A 21,362-nucleotide genomic window follows, 5' to 3' on the forward strand; every position below is an offset into this window, starting at 1 on the left:
CCTTGCCGGGGGGGGGGGCCGACACCCCCGCCCCCAAACCCCCCCCCCGGGGGGGGGGGGGCCGCCCCCCCGGGGGGGGGGGGGGGCAAGTGCCAGGCACCCCGCCCCGGCGCTACGCGCCGACCCTCCCCATCAAGGGGAGGGTAAAGGGAGCTAGCGCAGTGCCTTCATCAGCGCGCCGACCATCACCTGCGGCCGGTAGCCGAGCTTGGCCGGCGTCAACCCCAGCCGCACCACCACCAGTTGCTCCGACGGGATGATGGCGACCGTCTGGCCGTCATGGCCCTCCATCCAGTAGGTATCGTTGGGCAGGCCGGCGGCGACGCCGGCGCCGGGATTTCCTTCGTCCCCCGGGGCTTCGATCCAAAGTTGCCCCTTGCCGTAGACTTTCGAGGCCGGTGCCGGTTCGCGCATCCAGTCGACGAAACCGGCCGGCAGGATCTGGTTGCCGTTCCAGACGCCGCCCTGCAGCAGGAATTGGCCGAACCGCGCCCAGTCATGCCCCGTGGCATAGAGGTAGGATGAGCCGACAAAGGTACCCTCCTCGTCGGTTTCGAGCACCGCGCTTTGCATGCCGAGCGGCCCGAACAGCGCTGTCCTTGGCCACATCAGCGCCTTGTCCTTGTCGCCGATAGCATCCTGCCACAGCCGCGACAGCATCACCGCCGTGCCGCTCGAATAGGAAAAGACCTTGCCGACGTCGCCGGTCAGCGGCTTGGCCTCGGCGAAGCCCGCCATATCCGGTTCGAGGTAGAGCATGCGCGTCACATCGGCAACGTCGCCATAATCCTCGTTGAACTCGAGTCCGCTCGACATCGCCATCATATCGGCAAGGCTGATGGCGGCGCGGCCGTCCGCCTTCCATGAGCCGAACAGGCCCTGATTGGTCACCGCCATCTTGCCGTCCTTGACCAGCGTGCCGACGAGCGCGGCGTTGACTGTCTTGGTCATCGACCAGCCCAGCAGCGGCGTTTTCGCCGAAAAGCCGTCGCCATAACGCTCCGCAACAATGCGGCCATTTTTGACCACCACCACGGCGCGCATGCCGATGCCGGTCATCGCCGCACCGTCGAGGATCTTGTTGATTTCGGGATTTTGCGAGGCATCGACTCGATCTCCCTCGGGCCACAGATCGCCCTTGGTGGCCGCCGACGCCTCGGCAGGGATTGACGTGCGCCGTGCCTTGCCGACGTCGCCATCGGGAACCGAGGCGCAACCCAGGCCGGCGCGCGCAACGGCAACGCTCTTGCCGAGGAAGCCAAGCAGCCCGGCCGAGACGGTCCCCCTGTTCTTGTCGACCGACACCTTCATCAGCCTGAGAAGCGGATGGCCGGGCGCCTGCACGTCGATGGCAAGCACCTCATTGGGATCATGGCCGGCGATAAAAACATTGGAGCAGACAATCTTGGCGGAATAACCGGAACCGACCCGGATCAGGTCGGGCGGCGCGATGTAGAGCCAGGTAAACAGGGCGGCTATGGCCAACACGACCAGGCCGAGCAGCCATTTGATGATCTTCACGGCGATCCGCATCTTTCCGTCCCTGCTTTTCCGCTGGCCGTGGCTTGCGGCCCGATTTATGTCATCGATTTGCCGCCATTGCTTCCGCACAATCGGTGTTCTTGTCGAGCGCCGTCAACCTGTTATCAACCATGATCGGCGATCACTGATGCATGTCGCCCAAAAGTGCGCAGCGGTTTTGAGACAACGACATGCACGAAAATAGCGTATCAGGCGATGCTGTGGGGCGATCGCCTGAGGGGCACTTGCAACGACAACCCAACAGCGACCGGCTGATTCCGGCTCGGGAAATGCGATGCGCCGTTTTGCGGCCCTCATCACGTTGACGCTGCTGGCCGCCTGCTCGACCGCCAGCGATCTCGTGCCCTCGATGTCGCCATCCAGCAGCCCGACGGTTGCCGTGCGCGCACCGCGTTTCGAAGACTCCAAGCCGCATGAATGGGATAGCGGCGCGCCCTGGAACTATGCCGTTCACGGCACCGACGTCTCCAAATACCAGACCTCGGTCGACTGGCCGACGGCCAAGGCCAGCGGCATCTCCTTCGCCTTCATCAAGGCGACCGAGGGCGGCGACCGTTTCGACGAGTATTTCAACGAGCATTGGTCGCGCACCAAGGCCAATGGCATTCCGCGCGCGGCCTACCATTTCTTCTATTTCTGCACGCCGGCCGCCACCCAGGCGCGCTGGTTCATCCAGAACGTGCCCGTCGACCGCTCGGCCATGCCGCCGGTGCTCGACATGGAGTGGAACCCGCAATCGCCGACCTGCAGGCTGCGCCCGGATTCGGCAACGGTGCGGGCCGAAATGACCACCTTTCTCGAGATGATCGAGCGGCACTATGGCAAGAAGCCGATCATCTACACCTCGGTCGACTTCTTCGACGATAACGACCTTTCGACCTTCCGCGGCTATCCCTACTGGCTGCGCTCGGTCGCCGGCCACCCCCGCCAGAAGTACGGCAGCCACCCCTTCACCTTCTGGCAATACACCGGAACCGGTATCGTTCCCGGCATGACCGGCAAGTCCGATATCAACGTCTTCAACGGCACTGAGTCAGCCTGGAAAAAGTGGCTGCGGCAGAACACCCGTTGACACCGGCTCTGCCGCCTGCTTTTCGACGTCCCATGCGCACCTACCTGCAACCACTGGGATATTTACGCCGGAAACAGTCGAGGAGCCGCCTGCGCTCCGGGCTGCTCGCGGCCCTGCTGCTCGGCGCTACGGCGATGCCGGCGGGGGCGCAGGAATGCGGCGGCGACTTCGAAACCTGGAAGCAAGGCGTGGCGGCGGAAGCCAAGGCGGCCGGTGTCGGCGCTGTGGGCCTTGACGCACTGGAAGCCGCCACCGTCGACGACAAGGTGCTGGCGCGTGACCGCGCCCAGGGCGTCTTCGCACAGACCTTCATCCAGTTCTCCAACCGCATGATCTCGGCCTACCGGCTGAAGCAGGGCGCGGTCAATCTGAAGAAATACGCCGAAATCTTTGCGCGCGCCGACCAGCAGTTCGGTGTCCAGGCGCCGATCATCACCGCCTTCTGGGGGCTGGAGACCGATTTCGGCGCCGTGCAGGGCGATTTCCACACGCTGAGCGCCTTGGTGACGCTGTCGCATGACTGCCGCCGCCCCCAGCTGTTTCGGCCGCAACTGGTGCCGCTGTTGACGCTGATCGATCGCGGCGTCGTTCCGGCCGACGTCACCGGCGCCTGGGCCGGCGAGATCGGCCAGACGCAGATCCTGCCTTCCGACTATCTCGCGCGCGGAGTCGACGGCGACGGCGACGGCATCGTCGACCTCAGGCGCAGCGTACCCGACGTGATCATGACCACGGCCAACAAGGTGCTGTCGCGCGGCTGGAAACGCGACCAGCCCTGGATCGAGGAAGTGCGCGTGCCCGAGGACATGCCCTGGGAGCAGACCGGCCGCACCAACAAGTTGCCGCTGTCGCAATGGGCCGCCTGGGGCGTCACCAATCCCGATGGCACGCCGCTGATCGACAATGGCCTGAAGGCCGGCCTGGCGCTGCCGATGGGCCGCAAAGGTCCGGCCTTCCTCGCCTACGACAATTTCGACGTCTATCTCGAATGGAACCAGTCCTTCACCTACGCGCTGACCGCCGCCAACTTCGCCAGCCGGCTGGCCGGGGCAAAGCAGTTCGACCCGCGCAATCCCGAAACCGGGCTCAATGGCGACCAGATGAAGGAATTGCAGACCAAGCTCGAAGCCAGGGGCTATGACGTCGGCACCGTCGACGGCATTCTGGGCACCAACACCCGCGAAGCCATCCGCAAGGAACAGATGCGGCTCGGCATGCCGGTAGACGGCTGGCCGACGCCGGAGCTTTTGGGGAAACTGTGAGTAGAATCTGCCCAAGCTGAGTTCCTTATTCCCTACTCCTTGCCCGGACGAAGTCGATAAATGCCCGCAAAGCCGGGGGGACGTGCCTCGAACTCGGGTGATACAGGAAGAAGCCTGGAAAGCTGGGCGACCAGGGCTCTAGAAATCTCATCAGCCTGCCCGCATCGATCCAGGACTGGACCTGATAGTCGATCATGTAGGCAACGCCTGCTCCACCCAGCGCCGCGTTCAGCATCAGCTCGGTGTCGTTGACAGTCAGGCTGCCCTCGACGGCGATTTCCAGAGACCGTTTGCCGCGCGCGAACTCCCATCGATAGAGGTTGCCGCCACCAGGCCACTGGAATTTTATGCATTGGTGCTGATGCAACTCCTGCGGATGGCGCGGTATGGCCCGATTTTCGAGATAGACGGGAGCGGCCACCGCCGCCATCTGCAAATCCCCGCTCAGTTTCACTGCCACCATGTCCTTCTCCAGCCGCTCGCCAAGCCTGATTCCGGCATCGAACCGTCCTCGGACAATGTCGGTCAGGGTATCGTCGACGATGACGGTCAGCGCGATATCAGGATAGGCGCGTTGGAAGTCGCCAAGGATCGGGCCGATGAACCGCACCGCGGCAACACGCGGCACGTTTATTCGTAGCGAACCCGCCGGCCGATCACGCGCGGCATGAATGTCCGCTACGGCGCCCTCCAGCTCTTCGAACGCAACGGCAAGGCGCGCAAACAGCGTCTCGCCAGCACCAGTGGGTGAAACACTACGCGTCGTGCGATTCAGCAACCTGACGCCGATGCGAGCCTCCAGTTGCCGGATCGACTGGCTGAGCGCCGGCGGGGAAACACGCAGCCGGGCGGCGGCGCGGACGAAACTACGCTCTTCCACGATTGCGGCGAATGCCTTGAACTCGGTGAATTCAGAACCGCGCATTGTGTATCCCTAGATTAACAAGCTAGTCAGATAATAGGCCATTATCTGATCAGTTGCATGGCCCTATCTCTCGACTAGCGGACCCGTCAGATGAAACCGGCACGGGCCTGAATGATTGAAGGAAACGTATCATGCCCAAGTCCTTGCAAGGCAAAACCGCACTCGTCACCGGCAGTTCGCGCGGCATTGGGCGAGCCATCGCCGAAGGACTCGCCTCCAAGGGCGCTGCCGTCGTCGTCAACTATGTCGGCAACCACGAAGCCGCTGACGAGGTCGTGGCCGCCATCGCCGGCAAGGGAGGAAAGGCGATCGCCGTCCAGGCCGACATATCAAGCGTCTCGGATATTCATCGCCTGTTTGACGAGGCTGAGAGTGAGTTCGGCGCGATCGACATCGTGGTTGCCAATGCCGGCGTCGCCGTCATCAAGCCTCTGACCGAGGCAACCGAAGCCGATTTCGACCATGTCTTCGGCACCAATGCCAAGGGCACGTTCTTCGTGCTTCAGGAAGCAGCGCGCCGTGTGCGAAACGGCGGCCGCATCATCGCGGTCTCCACCGGCGGCACCAAGATGTTCTTCACGCAAACGGCGCTCTATCTCGGCAGCAAGGGCGCCGTCGAACAATTCGTCCGTGTGCTCTCGCGTGAACTCGGACCGCGCGGCATCACCGTGAATGCGCTGTCGCCTGGCTTCACCGACACGGACCTGCTTCCCGAGCGCGATCGCGCCGTCGCGGCCGGCATGTCTCCATTTGGCAGGATCGGCGCGCCCCGCGACGTTGCCGATGTCGCGGTCTTCCTGGCCAGCGACGAGGCCCGCTGGCTGACCGGCGAGAATATCCAGGCCGGTGGAGGCGTCGCCTAATCCGCCATTGTCTCCAGGCTGGCGAATCCCTGCGGCGCATCGCCTTCATCGAAGGGTGTCGTCACCTCGACGAAGGTATCGGGATAAAAGCCGTTGAAGCGGGTTCTTAGCGACAGCGAATAGGCGCCGATATGGCCAATCTCGATCCAGTCGCCGGTGTCGACGGTTTCCGGCAGCCAGAACGGCCGGGACAGGATGTCGACGGAATCGCAAGTCGCGCCGCAGACCTTGAACGGCACGATGTTCTTTTCCTCGCCATTGCGCGAGCGGATGGCCGGATCGGGGATGAAGCGGGCCGGCAGTGTGATCTTGCCGGTCCAAGAATCCGACAGCGACGCCCAGATGCCGTCATTGATGTAGAGCCGCTTGCCCTTGCGCAGCAGCACCCGCACGATCAGCGACAGGCAGCGCGCCACGATCACCCGGCCGGGCTCGGCCACCAACGGGATCTGGTCGAACTGGTATTCCCTCAGGTCGCCCGACAGCCGCGACATGATCTGGCCGAGCGACGGCATCTCGATCTGCTTGCGATTGGGGTCATGGCCGTACTCGGCGGGAAAGCCGCCGCCGACATCGAGGCCCGCAATGTCGAAGGTCAGCCGGTTGCGCACCCAATCGGCGGAGGCCAGCGCCCGCTCATAGGTGTCGGGATCCTCGATCTGGCTGCCGACATGGAAGCACAGGCCGACCTTGTAGCCGGTGCGGTTGAGTCGCTCGGCGAGTTCCACAGCATAGGCCGGCCCGGCGCCGAATTTCTTTGACAGTTCATAGGCCGCCGAGCCCTTGGTCTGGATGCGCACGAACACGCTGATGGAGCCCGGATCGATGTCAAGCGCCCGCACCACCCGCGTCAGCTTGGTGATCTCGTCCTCATGGTCGAGCGAAATGACGCGGATGGCGTATTTTTCCAGCGCAAGCTTGATGTCCGACTGCGCCTTGACCGGATGCATGTAGAGCATCTCGGCGTCGGGTGAGACGGCGCGAACTGCGGCGAACTCGCCGGGCGAGGCCACATCGAAAGCGGTGACGCCGGCTTCGACCAGCGCCTTCAGCACGATCTGCTCGCCATTGGTCTTGACTGCGTAAGCGGTCTTGCCGGGAAACATGCCCATGAACTGTTTGGCATCCGCCTTCAGCACCTGCGGGCGAAAGCAGTAGACCGGATCGTCCGGCCGAAGCGCCAGCGCCGCCTCGCGGGCATTCTCGAATCGCTGCATGGACGAATCCCCTGACTTCTCGGCTGCGCACAATTAATCCAAGCTAGCGGCCAAAGAAAACAATTCTGTGTCTGGCGGGCACTGACCCAGCGGCGCACCCTCTGGCAGCACTGTTGCCAGCAATCAGGTTTCGGGTGGCTCTTGTCGCCGGACCCGATATGCCTTCTGCCTGAGTGGCTGGCATTGATGCCGCGGGGAAGGACGTTCACGATGGCAATAGCCACGACAGCCGTGCAGCGCGGACCGATGACGCTGAGGGACTGGGGACAGCTTCTGCTGCTCGGCGCCATCTGGGGCGGCTCGTTCTTCTTTGCCCGCATCGCCGTTGCCGAAATGCACCCGCTGGTGCTGGTGCTGTTTCGCGTTGCCATTGCGGCCATTGCACTGCAGCTCTATCTCGGCATTCGCGGTCCGTCCTTCCGCCTCGCCTTCCCGCATGCCGGCCTGTTTTTCCTTTTGGCGCTCGCCAACAATGTCGTCCCGTTCTCGCTGATCTTTGCCGGCCAGACCGCGCTTGGCGCGGGCGTCGCCTCGGTGCTCAATGCGACGACGCCGTTCTGGACGCTGATCCTCGCCAACGCGCTGACAGCGGACGAAAAGCTCTCCTGGAACAAGCTTGCCGGCATCGGGCTCGGCATCGCCGGCACCGCTGTCATGATCGGCCCCGGCCTGCTGGCCGGGCTCGGCGGCCCGGTCTGGGCGAAATTCGCGCTGATCGGCGCCTCGCTGTCTTACGCCGTCGCGCTGATGATTGCCCGCCGCTTCAAGGGCGTGCCCTCGCCGGTCATCGCCACCGGACAATTGACGGCGTCGACCATCATCATGATCCCGGTGGTGCTGCTCACCTATGGCCCGGCCGGCCTGTTCTCGGCCTCGCCGCCGGTCTGGACGGCGGTGCTGGCGCTGGCGCTGCTCTCCACCGCCTTCGCCTACATCCTCTATTTCAACCTCGTCGCCTCGGCCGGCGCCACCAACGCCTCGCTGGTCACGCTCATCGTCCCGGCCAGCGCCATCCTGCTCGGCCTCCTGTTCCTCGGCGAGCGGCTCGCTCTGTTCGAGTTCTGCGGCATGGCACTGATCGCGCTTGGCCTGGTGACGATCGATGGCCGGTTGTTTGGTCGGCGCTAATGCCTGTCGACCAAAAGTGCGCAGCGGTTTTGGGACAACGACGCGCTTTAGGTCTGGTAGCGCTGCCATGCCTCGCTTTCGCCACGGCCGCGTCACAATTTATTCACAGGCTGCCAGCGGCTTTTCCCGAAGAGTTTCAACGCTTAACGACAGGTGGCAGGTCGCAAATTCCACAATCGCGTCGCATTGCAGCATATTTTCCGCTTGCCTGTGGCACAAATGCCCCTAGACTCCACCCATAGCTCTTGAAGAGGAGACTATGACATGGGACTTACGAGGCCAATCAACGCATTGATGATCTGTGCTGCATTTGCCTTCATTGGCGCCCTTATCATAGGTGTTCTTCCGTAACCGCCGGAGCGGAAGAAAACAGCAGCAATAGCCCACAAATTCGAAAGGCCGGGTGTTTCGCCCGGCCTTTTGCATTTCAGATTTCGTACCACGATGAAGCTCAGGCCGCGGCGGATCCAGCTGCCTCTGTTTCGTGGGAGCGGATGCCGATCATATGGCAGATGGCAAACACCAGGTCGGCCCGGTTCATGGTGTAGAAATGGAAGTCGCTGACGCCGCGCTCGACGAGATCGAGCACCTGCTCGGCCGCCACGGCAGACGCCACGAGCGCATGCGTCTGCGGATCGTTGTGCAGCCCTTCGAAACGCTCGGCCAGCCATGCCGGCACCAGCGCGCCGCAGCGCGCCGAGAAATTGGCGACCTGGGTGAAATTGTGCACCGGCAGGATGCCAGGCACGATCGGGATGTAGATGCCGGCACGGCGCGCCTTCTCGACATAACGCTCGTAGAGATCGTTGTCGAAGAAGAACTGGGTGATCGCCCGCGTCGCGCCATTGTCGGCCTTGCGCTTCAGCATGTCGAAGTCGGTGGCGAAGTCGGGGCTTTCCGGATGCTTTTCGGGATAGGCCGAGACCGAGATGTCGAAATCGCCGGCGTCCTTCAGCGCTCCGACAAGTTCGGCGCCATTGGCATAGCCATCGGGATGCGGCCGGTAGGCCGTACCGACACCCGCCGCCGGATCGCCGCGCAACGCAACGAAGCGCTTCACGCCCATATCGGCGAATTCGCGGACCACGGCATCGACCTCATGGCGGGCGGCGTCGACGCAGGTCATGTGCGCCGCCGGCGTCAGCGCCGTCTCGTTCAGGATGCGCTTGACCGTGCGCGCCGTGCGCTCCCGCGTCGAGCCGCCGGCGCCATAGGTCACCGAGACGAATCTCGGCTTCAGCGGCTCCAGCCTGGTGACGGTGTCCCAGAGCCTGGCTTCCATCTCGTCGGTCTTCGGCGGGAAGAACTCGAAGGAGACGCGGACCTTGTCGCCAATGTCGGGACGGCGGGAAAAGCGGAACTGGTTCATCAGGCGATTTCCCCCATAGGGTACGCTTTGGTGGGTTGGGTGTCATTTGAAGGCTCGGCGATCAGCATGCGGCGGTCGCGGCCGAGCCACAGCTTGACGGTGAGCCTGGCTTCGTTGCCGCCGCGCGGCTCGAATTCCTGGGCATCCTCGAGATCGAGCCCGGCATCGGCAAACCATTCGGAGATCTGGCGGTCGGAAAAGCCCAGCCTGACATGCGCATGCTGGTCGCGCAGGAATTCCAGTGCATGCGGCGCGAAATCGACGATCACCAGCCGGCCCGACGGGCGCAGCAGCCTTGCCGCCTCGCGGATGGCGCGGGCGGGATCGTCCAGATAGTGCAGCACCTGATGGATGGTGACGAGGTCGAAGGCGTCGCGCTCGACCGGCGGCGCGAAAATGTCGCCTTGGCGGACCTGGGCATTGGCGATGCCTGCCTTGTCGAGATTGGCCCGCGCCACCGTCAGCATTTCGCGCGACATGTCGATGCCGACACCGCGCCGGTAGAGCGGCGAAAATATCTCCAGCAGCCGCCCGGTACCGGTGCCGAGGTCTAGCATCGACTGGAATGGCCGCTTGCCGACCAGCTTGAGGAGTGCGGCTTCCACCGCGCGGTCCGGCACATGCAGCGAGCGGATGTGATCCCAACTGGCGGCGTTCTCGGAGAAATACTCGGCGGCACGGTCCTGGCGCTTGCGCTTGACCGATGCCAACCGCTCGAGATCGCGCTCGACCTGTGGATCGGCGCCGCGAATGCCAGAGACCAGCCCCATGACGAAGTCGCGCGCGGAATCCGTATCCGACAGCCGGAAGAAGGCCCACGAGCCCTCCTGGTAGCGGCCGATCAACCCGGCCTCCAGCAGCAGCTTCAAATGCCGCGACACCCGCGGTTGCGACTGGCTGAGGATCTCGGTGAGGTCGGACACGGTGAGATCGCCGCGCGACAGCAGCGCCAGGATGCGGAGCCGGCTCGATTCGGCCGCAGCCTTCAACGTATCAACCATCGTATCGAGCGAAACATGCATCGGCGCGTTCTCGTTGAAAAAGATATAAACATATGTTTATGTCAGCTTTGACGACATGGCAAGGCCTATGTCGCTTCCTGACAAGAAAATGCCGCACACATGATCCCCGCCTGAGAGAACCGCTTTTCCCTGACGATCAGCTGGAAACTTGTGCTAGGGCGAAAGCCATGTTCGAGAAGCGCGACGGCGAAAAGCTCCTGCAGACTGACCCGGCTGACATGCCGGCGGATGGCCATATCGTGTTTATCGGCCGCATCGCCTCGCCATGGACCACGCGCGAAAGCTGCCCGAAGAACATGCGCGCCGCCCGCGAGACAGGACAGGCGGCCACTGTTCTCATCGACCCACCCTATCGCGACGGCCTGCTTGCGCTGGAGCGGGCCAGCCACATCGTCCTCCTGTCCTGGCTGCATCACGCGCCGCGGGCACTGATTGTCCAGAGACCCCGCCATGCGGCTGAGCCGAAAGGCGTTTTCTCGCTGCGCTCCCCTGCCCGGCCGAACCCAGTCGGGCTGCATATCGCCAGGCTGATGGCCGTCGACATCGACAACGGCCGCATCGACATCGACGCCATCGATGTGTTCGACGGCACCCCGGTGATCGACATCAAGCCCTATTTCGCCTCGACCGACGCCTTTCCCGAGGCGACCATTGCCGGGCGTGACGAAAAATGAGCGCGCCCACCGGCCGCCGCCGCGCCATCGCCAAGGCGCTGACCGCACTGCTGCCCCTGGCGCCCTATGCCGATATGGAGAAAATCCGCACCGAGGCCGGCGCCGTGCACATGAAGACGCTGCCGCCGGGCATCGCGGTCTGGCTGGCGACGATCGCCCATATCAGGCACGGCCATACCGACTATGAAAAGCTGCTGGCCGAGGGCTATGACCGCGACTCGGCGCGGTTCTTCGTCATCGAGCAAACAAACATGGTGCTGACCCGTTGGCGCGCCACGCGCCTGCTCGATTCAGAGGACGAAGAGGAATAACTTCAGCTACCGTCGCTTCAATACGGCAACCGCATTGTAGGGCTGGCCGTCGGCCTGGCCAACCCAGGTCCAGGACAGGTTCCCTTTGAAAAATCGGACGGTGATGCCGCCACCGTCGATGCACTTGTCCTGGCCGTAGCTGATGTTTTCCCGGTATTCCGCCGAACTGTCGTCGCGAGAAATCTCGGTCAACGATCCGCCGCAGCCGAGCGACGGATAGTCGATCGACGCGGCGCCATCGCCGATTGTCATTGCGATCGCCCAATCGGCGCCGGCAGCCCCGGCCGGACTTTGATGACCGCTGCCGGTCCAGACGCCGTTGAGCCCCGCCGCGTTGACCACGCAAGGCACGTTCTGAAAGATCGGCGTCAACTCGCTGCCCGTCTTCTCGCAACGATAGGTCTGGCCGTTCTGGCACAGCGCCTCGCCCTCGCGAGCGCATTGCGCGAAGGCATGGCCAGTGACGAAGACGAGGAAAATTGCAAAGCTGATGGTCCGAAAAGATCTGCCCATTTTGCCCCTCCCGGCCGGATATTTTCAAGCCGGACCATAGGGCATATCGAATGTGCTACCTAGGACAAACGGCGATGGTTGGGTGGCCCTATGCCGCCTGCAGGGGACCACTAGCTTGACTCTGCCGTATGAAGCCGAAGGGACCAATCGCCATGAACCGAAGCTCAGCAGCGGGTAGCATCGTGCCATTTCCTTCCATGTCCGACCGCCACATCGATCCGCATTCCTATCCCGACGGCATCGCCTTCCTCGACGGCCAGTATCTGCCGATGTCGCAGGCCAAGATCTCGGTGCTGGATTGGGGCTTTCTGCATTCCGACGCCACCTACGACACCGTGCATGTCTGGGACGGGAGCTTCTTCCGGCTCGACCTGCATCTCGACCGCTTCTTCGCCGGCTTGCAAAAACTGCGCATGACGATCCCGTCCGACCGCGATGGCGTGGCCGAGATTCTGCACAATTGCGTGGCGCTGTCGGGCCATCAAGCCGCCTATGTCGAAATGCTGTGCACACGCGGCGCCTCGCCGACCTTCAGCCGCGATCCGCGCCAGGCGGTCAACCGCTTCATGGCCTTCGCAGTTCCCTTCGGCTCGGTCGCCAATGCCGAGCAGTTGCGGCGCGGCCTGCATGTCGCCATTAGCGACAAGGTGCGCATTCCGCCGGTCTCGATCGATCCGGCGATCAAGAACTACCACTGGCTCGACCTCGTGCGCGGCCTCTACGACGCTTATGACCGTGGGGCCGAAACCGCATTGATTCTCGACTTCAACGGCAATGTCGCCGAAGGCCCCGGCTTCAACGTGTTCTGCGTCAAGGACGGCAGGCTGTCGACGCCAGCCGCCGGCGTGCTGCCCGGCATCACCAGGCGCACCGTCTTCGACCTCTGCGCCGAGGCAGGCCTTGTCGCCGCTCCAGTCGATGTCAGCGTCACCGCGCTGAAGGGAGCCGACGAAGTCTTCATCACCTCCACCGCCGGCGGCATCATGCCTGTGACGGTGATCGACGGCGCTGCTGTCGCCGACGGCAAGATAGGCGCGATCACAAAGCGCTTGATGGCGCTCTACTGGCAAAAGCATGACGACCCGGCCTGGTCAAGCCCGGTGCGCTATCCCTGACCGGCGAAGATCCTGCTCCACACGATGTCGTGACCAAAAAGATTCCCCCTCGCCTCTGGAAAATCGCTCGACACACCGTATATCGCGGAAGCGGAGAAGCCTCCGCTTCCCAGTTCACGGCCCGCATGGGCAAGGATTCCACGTCATGACAAGCAAGGTTTGGTTCATCACCGGATCATCGAAAGGCTTTGGCCGAGTCTGGGCCGAGGCCGCACTCGCCCGCGGCGACCGTGTCGCCGCAACCGCGCGCGATGCCGGCACGCTCGCCGATCTCGTCGCGAAATACGGCGATAATGTCGCCGCCATCAAGCTCGACGTCACCGACAAGAAGGCCGTCGATGCGGCCATCGCCGAGGCGCACAAGCGCTTTGGCCGGCTCGACGTCGTCATCAACAATGCCGGCTATGGCCATTTCGGCGCCATCGAGGAAGTCAGCGAACAGGAAGCCCGCGACCAGATCGAAACCAATGTGTTCGGCGCGCTCTGGGTCACCCAGGCGGCTTTGCCGATCATGCGGGCGCAGGGCTCCGGCCATATCATCCAGATCTCGTCGATCGGCGGCGTCAACGCCTTCGCCTCGCTCGGCCTTTACCATGCCTCGAAATGGGCGCTCGAAGCCTTCAGCCAGTCGCTCAGCATCGAGGTCGCCGAATTCGGCATCCATGTGACGCTTGTCGAACCGGGAGGCTTCTCCACCGATTGGTCCGGCGCCTCGGCCAAGGTCTCCAAAGCGATCGAGGCTTACGCGCCGGCCCGCGCCAAGATGGCGGAACGCCGCGCCAACTCGGTCGCCGGGGACCCCGATGCCACCGGACCGGCGATGCTTGAAATCGTCGACGCGGCCGAGCCGCCGCTGCGCGTCTTCTTCGGCGATGGCGGCCTGCCGATGATCAAGCAGGAATACGCCAACCGCATCGCGCTGTGGGAAAAGTGGGACTACGTTTCCGTCGAGGCGCAGGGCGCCAAGAAGAACCGCAAGGCGGCCTGAGCGCGTCTTGAAATCCGGCTGCGTCGCCCCGGCGGCGCAGCCCTTGCCCTAGCCCGGTGCTAGGATCGATAAATCCACTGCTCGGGCACGCGCACCGAGATCTCTTCCCCTGTTGTCATACGACCCGGTTTCTCGACCCAGGCAACGAGGCCGCGCAGCCGTTTCGCCGCCTTCGGGAAGGCCAGCGCGCCGGCCTCCGGATCGGCCATCCCGGCGTTTTCGGCAATCGAACGTCCGGCAAGCCGGCAAGGTCCGTTCTGCGCATCAACCTTGATCGTCACGCCACCTCTGAAGAACAGCAGCGTGCCTGACGGCAGCATCGAGAGATGCGGCACGCCTTCGATCAGCAGATTGGCGCCGATCCATTCCGGCTTGATCTCGGTCAGCCCCATCCGCTCGGCAACGACGCCGAGTTCATTCGCTGCTACGATTGATATCTGCCGCTCGTTGCGGATTTCGGTGCCGCGCGGATACCAGGGTTCGCGACCGCCGGAACGACGGGTGGCGCCGGCGTGGAAGTCGCCGTCGATGCCTTCGAAACCGAGCTGCAATGCTTCCACCGGGCGCGTCTGGAACTGATTCGAAGGTGCGACGTACAAAGCGGCCACTTTGGCGGACAGCTTCCTGGCGGGGATGATGTCGACCGGCTTCTCAGACTCCGGGAAGAGGTCCAGCATGGCTTCGTTCCTTCTGCAGGATGACGTCGCAAATAGCCGTAGCCGTGGGCTCGGGTCCAGTCGAAAGCGATGATGATTCGATCAAACCGGCTGATAGCGTCCATCGGCATCGTCATGAAGGCAAGGCTGGAGGAACGCTTTCTGCGCGGAGAACTCGGCAACGCCTATGACGACTATGCCCGCCGCGTGCCGATGCTGGTGCCGTTCATGCCGGCCTGATTACAGCATCCGCAAAAGCGCGCCGCCGATCGAATAGCCGGCGCCGAAGGCGCACAGCACGCCGAAATCGCCGGGCTTCATGTCGGCGTGGTTTTCCGACAGCGCGATGATGGCGCCAGCGCCGGCGGTGTTGCCGAGCCGCTCCAGCACCATCGGCGCGCGGTCATGGTCGACCTCGTGGCCGAAGGCCAGTTTCAGGATCATGGCGTTCATTCGCGCATTGGCCTGATGCAGCCAGAATCGCCTGATGGCTTGCGGCGTCAGCCCGTGCTCGGCGAGGAATTCGACAATGAATTTGTGGCCGGCGACGGTGACTTCCTTGAACACCTTGTTGCCGACCTGTTTGATCAGATTGCCTTCGAGGTTGATCATGTAAGGATCGTCCTGGGCGGTGCGGGTGTGATAGCCCAGATTGGTGCGGATATTGTTCGACATCTGGGTCCAGGTGCGCGTGTCCAGCACCTCGAAACGCCCCGGCCGCCTCTCGCCCTCGCCCAGCCCCTCGACCACCATCGCCACCGATGCATCGCCGAAGATGAAATGCGTCTGCCGGTCGCGGAAATTGAGATGGCCGGTGATGATCTCCGGCGTGACCACCAGCACGCGCTTGTGCGCGCCCGCCCGCACCAGATTGGCCGCAATGTGCAAGGCGGCCGCGGCCGATGAACAACCAAGCCCCATGTCGAAGCCGGCGCCCTTGGTGCCCAGCGCCTCCTGCATTTCGATGGCGATCGCCGGATAGGGCCGCTGCTGGTGCGAGGCCGAGCAGATCACCAGGTCGATGTCGGAGGCTTTCAGCCCGGCATGGTCGAGCGCCTTCCGGGCCGCGGCCACGCCGAATTCGGCCTGCAGCGACAGTGCATCGTCCGGTCGCGCCGGGATGCGCGGCGCCATGCGAGTCGGATCGAGAATGCCTTCGCGCTCGATCACATGCCGGGTCTGGACGCCCGAGGCATGGACGATGAAGGCGCTGTCGGATTTCTGCAGCAGCGTCTCATCCGTGCCTTGCCGGCGCGCATTCTCCGTGTCGACCCAGGCATTGAAACTGGCGACCAGTTCTTCATTGGTGATCTTGGCTTCAGGGATTTCAACGCCAATGCCGCTGATGATGACGCGATGCATATCCAGTCCGTCCATGCGCAGGCGTTGTCGTTCTCATGTGAACGACCAGGGGGCGCGACACAACACTTTTCTCACCCCACCGGTTTACGCCGGCTTAAACCACAGGCTGTGGCCGGATGTCATCGGGAGTGCTAGCCGGCCCGCTTGGCGACGATGAAAATGCGCGGGAAGCGCAGCAGCACCTTGCCGTTTGCGGTCTTCGGATAGGCCTTGGCGATCTTGGCCGTGTAGCTGTCGAGGAAGATCTTGCGCTCGTCGGCGTCGAGCGGATCGAGGAAAGGTTTCAGCCCCGTCGACTTCACCCATTCGACGATCGCCTCGGCGTCGGTCAGCGGATGATTGTAGGCTGTATGCCAGATATCCACCCGGTCGGAGAGCGGCGACAAGAGATCATAATAGAACGACACCGCCGGCAGCGGTCCGCGCGCAGCACCTGCCATCTTGGCGGCGAACGGCATTTCGGCGGCCGTCTCGCGCATCACCTGATGCGACGGCTCAAGCAGATTGTCGGGCATCTGGACGGCGAGCGCGCCACCGGGGGCGAGAAAGCCCATCAGCCGCTGGAACACTACCGGGTGGGTGGGCAGCCACTGGAATACCGCGTTGGCGAAGATGACGTTGACCGGCTCGGCCGGTCGCCATGTCGAGACATCGGCGAGGTCGAAATTGACGCTGGGCAGGCGCGCCTTCGCCTTCTCGATCATGTCGGGAGAGGTGTCGAAGCCGCTGATATCAGCATCCGGCCAGCGCTCGACCAGCAGCTCGGTCGAATTACCCGGGCCGCAGCCGATGTCGACCACCCGGCGCGGGAAATCCACCGGCACCTGCGCAACAAGATCGCGCGCGGGCCGCGTCCGCTCATCCTCGAATTTCAGATATTGGGCGGCGGACCAGTCAGGTTTTGCGGCTGTGCTGTTCATCGATAAACCTCACGACGGTTGCCAACCTCCACGACCAGCACGACAAGCCGGCTGTCCTGGAACTGAGTAATGATCCTGTGGTCACCGACACGAAACCGCCAAGCTTCTTCCTTTGTGCCCGTCAGGCGCTTGGCAAGGGCTCTCGGATTGGGATGCGCTGAAACTCTCTGATTCAGGAACTCCAGGATGCGCCGTTGATCTTTCGTCGAAAGCCGTTCGATGTCTTTCTCGGCGCGCGGCGTGAACTCGACACGCCAGGTCATTCAGCGGCAGGCTTCTTGCGACGCTCCTCGGCTTCACGACGTTCGAGCTTCCGGATCACTTCATCCAGCGGAATGCGCACACCGTCATCATCTCTCAGGCGTTCGTCCGCAATTGCGGCGTCGTGCCAATCTTCGATGGCCTCGAGGATCGCTTCGGCTGCAACCTGGTCGGCGGTGCGACCGCTGGCCTTGGCCATTTCGGCCAGCAGTTTCTCGGCTTTTTGCGGCAGTTTGACTGTGATCATGGACGACTCCATCCGATCAATTTAGGTCAAACGCACACCGCCTGCAACGGATCGCCGCAGCCCTACCGCGTCAGCCTCTTGTACGTCATCCTGTGCGGGTTGACGGCCTCGGGGCCGAGCCGGCGGATCTTGTCCTGCTCATAATCCTCGAAATTGCCCTCGAACCATTCGACATGACTGTCACCTTCAAAGGCCAGGATGTGGGTGGCCAGACGGTCGAGGAACATACGATCGTGCGAGATGATGACGGCGCAGCCGCCAAAGTTTTCCAGCGCGTCTTCGAGCGCCGCCAGCGTTTCCGTGTCAAGGTCGTTGGTCGGTTCGTCGAGCAGCAGCACATTGCCGCCGGTCTTCAGCATCTTTGCCAAATGCACGCGATTGCGCTGGCCGCCGGAGAGGTTGCCGACCTTCTGCTGCTGGTCCCCACCACGGAAGTTGAACGACGCGCAATAGGCGCGCGTGTTGGCCTCGAACTTGCCGAGCTTGACCACTTCTGCGCCGCCGGAAATCTCCTCCCACACCGTCTTTGACGGATCGAGCGCATCGCGGCTCTGGTCGACATAGCCGAGCTTCACCGTTTCGCCGATGCGGACAGAGCCGGCATCCGGCGTTTCCTGGCCGGTGATCATGCGGAACAGCGTCGTCTTGCCGGCGCCGTTCGGCCCGATAACGCCAACGATGCCGCCCGGCGGCAGTTTGAACTCCAGACCCTCGATCAACAGCGTGTCGCCAAAGCCCTTCGACAAGCCTTCCGCCTCGATCACCACATTGCCGAGCCGCTCGCCATGCGGAATGACGATCTGCGTATCGCTCGGACGCCGCTTGTCGGCTGCATCCAGCAGGTCCTGGAACGCCTGGATACGCGCCTTGGACTTGGTCTGGCGGGCTTTCGGGCTGGACTGGATCCACTCGCGCTCGCGGCCGATAGCGCGCTGGCGGGCGTCGTCCTCGCGACCTTCCTGCTTGAGGCGCTTGGCCTTGGCTTCGAGGTATTTGGTGTAGTTGCCCTCATAGGGAATGCCGCGGCCGCGATCGAGCTCGAGGATCCATCCCGTGACATTGTCGAGGAAGTAGCGATCGTGGGTGATGATCATCACGGCGCCCGGATAGGCGCGCAGATGCTTTTCGAGCCACGCCGTGGTTTCGGCGTCGAGATGGTTGGTCGGTTCGTCGAGCAGCAAGAGGTCGGGCTGACGCAGCAGCAGCTGGCAGAGCGCGACGCGGCGGCGCTCACCGCCCGAAAGCTTGGTGACCTCGGAATCCTTGGGCGGGCAGCCCAGCGCTTCCATCGCCATCTCGACCTGCTGTTCGAGATCCCACAAATTGAGCCGGTCCATCTCGTCCTGGAGCTTGGCCGACTCGTCAGCCGTCTCGTCGGAGTAGTTCATCATCAATTCGTTGTAGCGCTCGATGATGGCGGTCTTGGCGGCGACGCCTTCCATGATGTTCTCGAACACCGTCTTGTTGGCATCGAGCGCCGGCTCCTGCGCGAGATAGCCGACGGTGGCGCCTTCGGCGAGCCAAGCTTCGCCGTTCCACTCCTTGTCGAGCCCGGCCATGATCTTGAGGATCGTCGACTTGCCCGAGCCGTTGGGGCCGAGGATGCCGATCTTGGCGTCGGGATAGAAGGAGAGATGGACATTCTCAAGCACCTTCTTGGTGCCATAGGCCTTGTTGAGGCCGGCCATGTGATAGATGAACTGGCGTGCCACGCGCGCTTTCCTTGATGATTGACCGAAAATGTCGGATTGAATGGAGGTTGGCCGCTATGTAGGCGATGCCGGGCCGAACGGCAATCGCTTTTGCCATTTCAAGCCGGGTGTACACCGCACGTTATGTTTTCCGCCGGTTGTGGGGAGCGTTGAAATCCCCGGTTAACCCTTCAGCGTCAAAACAGGATCGATCGCTGGCCTGTCGCGATCGAAAGTAAAGATCGGACCGAAGGTAGTGCTGAACAGTTTCCTGCTCCTTGCCGAAGCGGTCGTCTACTTCAGCGTCATGGTCACGCTGTTCCGCTTCAGGGATCGCATCGGCCTCGGCGTCTTCGTCTGCGCGCTGGGCGCCATGCATTTCCTCGAAACCTATCTCGCCAGCGTCTTCTATGTCGCCCTGCCCTTCGGCATGGTCTCGCCAGGCTCGGCGGTGCTGTTTTCCGGCAAGCTGGTGATGCTGCTTCTGCTCTACATGAAGGAAGATGCGGCCACGGTGCGCCAGCCGATCTATGGCCTGCTGCTCGGCAACGCCTTGATGATCGGGCTGGTCCTGATCCTGCGCCTGCACGATATTTCAGCTCTTTCCGACGGCAAGCTTCCCGATATCGGCTTCATCGACCAGATGGGCTGGTTGATGGTATGGGGCACGACGCTGCTCTTCATCGACGCCATCCTGATCATCCTGCTTTACGAAAAGCTCGGGCGTTATCTGCGCAAGGCGCCGTTCTCCCGCATCCTGATTTGCGTCGCCTGCGTGCTCACCTTCGACCAGGCCGGATTTTTCACCGCCCTGCATTTCGTCGCCGGCGCACCGATCGCGGTCTTCTTCGGCGGCTGGTTCGCGAAGATGGGTGCCGCTTTTGCCTACAGCGCCATGCTTGTCGCCTACCTCAGATGGTTCGAAACGCGTCAGGTCGTGGCACCGCGCGGGCTGTCCGACGTCTTCAACACCTTGACCTATCGCGAGCGCTACGAAGCCCTGGTCGAACATGTCGGCCGCGACGGCCTCACCGGCCTGTTGCACAGGGGACGCTTTGACAGCGACGGCGAACGTCTGGTTGCCGTCAGCCTGCGCACGGCCCAACCGCTCAGCCTGCTGATCGTCGACGTCGACCATTTCAAGTCGATCAACGATCGCTTCGGCCATGCCGAGGGCGACAGGGTGCTGAGATCGATCGCCCAGGTGCTGACCCAGGCGGCCGGCGCACACGATCAGGTTTTCAGGATCGGCGGCGAGGAGTTCGCCATCCTTTGCTCGCAGCCGCATGCGGTCGCCAGGTTGCTCGGAGAAAACCTCCGCCAGGCCGTCAAAGCGTGCGTAAACCGGTTCGACATCAGCGTCAGCGCCGGCATCGCCACTGTCGATGAGACCGTAGGCTCGCTTGCCGATCTCTTCGCCCTTGCCGACGAGCGTCTCTACAGGGCCAAGTCCACCGGGCGTGACCGCGTCGTCGGCGAAGCGCATGACGATGCCGAAGACCTAACTGCGTGGACATTGCCCACGCGTGGCGTCAGCGGATAAGGCTGTCAGCTCCGCTTGCGCTGCTGCAACGCGCCGACCGCAACTGAAACGGCTATCAGCGCGATGGCCAGCCATTTCAGCACGGTGATGATCGGACTGGCATCGATGTCATAAGCGATGAACAACAGAATGCCGGGCACCAGCAGGCCGCACATGACCAGCATGATGCGGTTGATCTGCCAAGACACTTTTGCTGCCAGCGCTTCGTCACCGGCTTCGCCGACAAGACCGGCGCGCATCTCCCGAGAGATGGCCAACGCGCTCGACAGGCGCATGGAGATCGGCAAGCCGAGCCCGATTATGAGGAAGGCACACGCCGCCAGCAGAGCCGAGAATTTGAGCGCGCTGGTGTCGGCCGGCACCGGAAACAAAAGTGTCGCCAGCGGCAGGAAGACACAGACGATGCCGAGCGCGGCAATGGCGATGAAGATCGCGGCATTGACCCAAGTGAACAGCTGGTAGCGGCTTGCCCCGATCGGCGCGGCAAGCACGCGCATGCGCGCCCACTCGGCATCGGTATAGGAAAAGCCCGGCCATTCCATGCGGCCGTCTTTAATGGCGGTCATCCCCCTGGCCCAGAAAGCCAGCCGCGCCAGCGCGCCTGATGTCATGCCACTCATCGCCACCCCCGCCGAATGAAACACATCCAGACCATATCACCGCGTCACTGCCAAGCGACAG

23 protein-coding genes are annotated in these 21,362 nt (G+C 63.1%); 10 read left to right on the forward strand and 13 right to left on the reverse strand.

The features are described 5' to 3' along the window. Positions 1 to 153: 153 nt before the first annotated feature. Positions 154 to 1,533: a serine hydrolase domain-containing protein gene (locus NKJ77_RS04175; protein ID WP_352534344.1), complete on the reverse strand. Its 1,380-nt coding sequence runs from the start codon at positions 1,531 to 1,533 to the stop codon at positions 154 to 156. Positions 1,534 to 1,816: 283 nt separating this feature from the next. Here NKJ77_RS04175 and NKJ77_RS04180 point away from each other — a divergent pair, with 283 nt between their 5' ends. Beyond that, positions 1,817 to 2,614, forward strand: a complete 798-nt coding sequence (locus NKJ77_RS04180) for a glycoside hydrolase family 25 protein (RefSeq protein WP_352534346.1) — start codon at positions 1,817 to 1,819, stop codon at positions 2,612 to 2,614. Between the two features lie 32 nt (positions 2,615 to 2,646). Then, positions 2,647 to 3,876, forward strand: coding sequence for a lytic murein transglycosylase (locus NKJ77_RS04185; RefSeq protein WP_023830777.1), 1,230 nt, complete (start codon positions 2,647 to 2,649; stop codon positions 3,874 to 3,876). A gap of 25 nt (positions 3,877 to 3,901) precedes the next feature. On the opposite strand, the gene NKJ77_RS04190 is transcribed toward NKJ77_RS04185, so the two are convergent. Next, the gene (locus NKJ77_RS04190; protein WP_023830778.1) at positions 3,902 to 4,801 is read right to left on the reverse strand and encodes a LysR family transcriptional regulator; all 900 of its coding nucleotides are present in this window, start codon (positions 4,799 to 4,801) and stop codon (positions 3,902 to 3,904) included. Between the two features lie 131 nt (positions 4,802 to 4,932). On the opposite strand from NKJ77_RS04190, the gene NKJ77_RS04195 reads away from it, so the two are divergent. Continuing rightward, a complete protein-coding gene (locus tag NKJ77_RS04195; protein WP_023830779.1) occupies positions 4,933 to 5,664 on the forward strand; it encodes an SDR family oxidoreductase in 732 nt (243 codons plus the stop codon). On the opposite strand, the gene NKJ77_RS04200 is transcribed toward NKJ77_RS04195, so the two are convergent. Next, complete coding sequence (locus NKJ77_RS04200) at positions 5,661 to 6,881, reverse strand: alanine racemase (protein ID WP_023668250.1); 1,221 nt, start codon at positions 6,879 to 6,881, stop codon at positions 5,661 to 5,663. The genes NKJ77_RS04195 and NKJ77_RS04200 overlap by 4 nt on opposite strands. A gap of 210 nt (positions 6,882 to 7,091) precedes the next feature. On the opposite strand from NKJ77_RS04200, the gene NKJ77_RS04205 reads away from it, so the two are divergent. Then, positions 7,092 to 8,009, forward strand: coding sequence for a DMT family transporter (locus tag NKJ77_RS04205; RefSeq protein WP_023682155.1), 918 nt, complete (start codon positions 7,092 to 7,094; stop codon positions 8,007 to 8,009). Between the two features lie 451 nt (positions 8,010 to 8,460). Here the strand turns inward: NKJ77_RS04205 and metF are convergent, their stop codons facing one another. Beyond that, entirely contained in the window at positions 8,461 to 9,378 is a 918-nt protein-coding gene (gene metF / locus NKJ77_RS04210; protein ID WP_023690856.1) for a methylenetetrahydrofolate reductase [NAD(P)H], read from the reverse strand. Beyond that, a complete protein-coding gene (locus NKJ77_RS04215) occupies positions 9,378 to 10,400 on the reverse strand; it encodes an ArsR/SmtB family transcription factor (protein WP_023682157.1) in 1,023 nt (340 codons plus the stop codon). The genes metF and NKJ77_RS04215 overlap by 1 nt, the downstream gene beginning before the upstream one ends. 167 nt (positions 10,401 to 10,567) lie before the next feature. Between NKJ77_RS04215 and tsaA the strand changes: the two genes are divergently transcribed. Together tsaA and NKJ77_RS04225 are read left to right on the forward strand one after the other, a co-directional pair. Continuing rightward, positions 10,568 to 11,074, forward strand: a complete 507-nt coding sequence (tsaA, locus tag NKJ77_RS04220) for a tRNA (N6-threonylcarbamoyladenosine(37)-N6)-methyltransferase TrmO (protein WP_023699618.1) — start codon at positions 10,568 to 10,570, stop codon at positions 11,072 to 11,074. Continuing rightward, complete coding sequence (locus NKJ77_RS04225; protein WP_023705565.1) at positions 11,071 to 11,385, forward strand: DUF2293 domain-containing protein; 315 nt, start codon at positions 11,071 to 11,073, stop codon at positions 11,383 to 11,385. Before tsaA ends, NKJ77_RS04225 begins: the two co-directional genes overlap by 4 nt. A gap of 6 nt (positions 11,386 to 11,391) precedes the next feature. Here NKJ77_RS04225 and NKJ77_RS04230 read toward each other — a convergent pair whose 3' ends face one another. Then, positions 11,392 to 11,898 (reverse strand): hypothetical protein, encoded by a 507-nt coding sequence (locus NKJ77_RS04230; protein ID WP_023699619.1) that lies wholly within the window; start codon positions 11,896 to 11,898, stop codon positions 11,392 to 11,394. A gap of 197 nt (positions 11,899 to 12,095) precedes the next feature. Between NKJ77_RS04230 and NKJ77_RS04235 the strand changes: the two genes are divergently transcribed. Together NKJ77_RS04235 and NKJ77_RS04240 are read left to right on the forward strand one after the other, a co-directional pair. Continuing rightward, entirely contained in the window at positions 12,096 to 13,013 is a 918-nt protein-coding gene (locus tag NKJ77_RS04235) for a D-amino acid aminotransferase (protein ID WP_502900870.1), read from the forward strand. A gap of 145 nt (positions 13,014 to 13,158) precedes the next feature. Next, positions 13,159 to 14,001, forward strand: a complete 843-nt coding sequence (locus NKJ77_RS04240) for an SDR family oxidoreductase (protein WP_023705567.1) — start codon at positions 13,159 to 13,161, stop codon at positions 13,999 to 14,001. Positions 14,002 to 14,060: 59 nt separating this feature from the next. Here the strand turns inward: NKJ77_RS04240 and NKJ77_RS04245 are convergent, their stop codons facing one another. Continuing rightward, positions 14,061 to 14,678, reverse strand: a complete 618-nt coding sequence (locus tag NKJ77_RS04245) for an MOSC domain-containing protein (protein WP_023830781.1) — start codon at positions 14,676 to 14,678, stop codon at positions 14,061 to 14,063. A gap of 69 nt (positions 14,679 to 14,747) precedes the next feature. Between NKJ77_RS04245 and NKJ77_RS04250 the strand changes: the two genes are divergently transcribed. Next, positions 14,748 to 14,897, forward strand: a complete 150-nt coding sequence (locus tag NKJ77_RS04250) for a hypothetical protein (protein ID WP_023705569.1) — start codon at positions 14,748 to 14,750, stop codon at positions 14,895 to 14,897. Here NKJ77_RS04250 and NKJ77_RS04255 read toward each other — a convergent pair whose 3' ends face one another. From NKJ77_RS04255 to ettA, 5 genes are all read right to left on the reverse strand, one after another. Further along, entirely contained in the window at positions 14,898 to 16,019 is a 1,122-nt protein-coding gene (locus tag NKJ77_RS04255) for a beta-ketoacyl-ACP synthase III (RefSeq protein ID WP_023690850.1), read from the reverse strand. A gap of 131 nt (positions 16,020 to 16,150) precedes the next feature. After that, positions 16,151 to 16,939 (reverse strand): trans-aconitate 2-methyltransferase, encoded by a 789-nt coding sequence (gene tam / locus NKJ77_RS04260; RefSeq protein ID WP_023830782.1) that lies wholly within the window; start codon positions 16,937 to 16,939, stop codon positions 16,151 to 16,153. Next, a complete protein-coding gene (locus NKJ77_RS04265; protein WP_023668237.1) occupies positions 16,936 to 17,202 on the reverse strand; it encodes a type II toxin-antitoxin system RelE family toxin in 267 nt (88 codons plus the stop codon). Before NKJ77_RS04265 ends, tam begins: the two co-directional genes overlap by 4 nt. Continuing rightward, positions 17,199 to 17,447, reverse strand: coding sequence for a DUF6290 family protein (locus tag NKJ77_RS04270; protein WP_023668236.1), 249 nt, complete (start codon positions 17,445 to 17,447; stop codon positions 17,199 to 17,201). The genes NKJ77_RS04265 and NKJ77_RS04270 overlap by 4 nt, the downstream gene beginning before the upstream one ends. A gap of 62 nt (positions 17,448 to 17,509) precedes the next feature. Beyond that, positions 17,510 to 19,159, reverse strand: coding sequence for an energy-dependent translational throttle protein EttA (ettA, locus tag NKJ77_RS04275; RefSeq protein ID WP_023688009.1), 1,650 nt, complete (start codon positions 19,157 to 19,159; stop codon positions 17,510 to 17,512). A gap of 235 nt (positions 19,160 to 19,394) precedes the next feature. Here ettA and NKJ77_RS04280 point away from each other — a divergent pair, with 235 nt between their 5' ends. After that, positions 19,395 to 20,681 (forward strand): GGDEF domain-containing protein, encoded by a 1,287-nt coding sequence (locus NKJ77_RS04280; RefSeq protein WP_023746932.1) that lies wholly within the window; start codon positions 19,395 to 19,397, stop codon positions 20,679 to 20,681. 5 nt (positions 20,682 to 20,686) lie between these two features. Here the strand turns inward: NKJ77_RS04280 and NKJ77_RS04285 are convergent, their stop codons facing one another. Further along, a complete protein-coding gene (locus NKJ77_RS04285; protein WP_031194875.1) occupies positions 20,687 to 21,301 on the reverse strand; it encodes a hypothetical protein in 615 nt (204 codons plus the stop codon). Between the last annotated feature and the right edge of the window lie 61 nt (positions 21,302 to 21,362).

Source organism: Mesorhizobium sp. M0052 (assembly GCF_040323255.1).
Classification (GTDB): Bacteria; Pseudomonadota; Alphaproteobacteria; order Rhizobiales; family Rhizobiaceae; genus Mesorhizobium.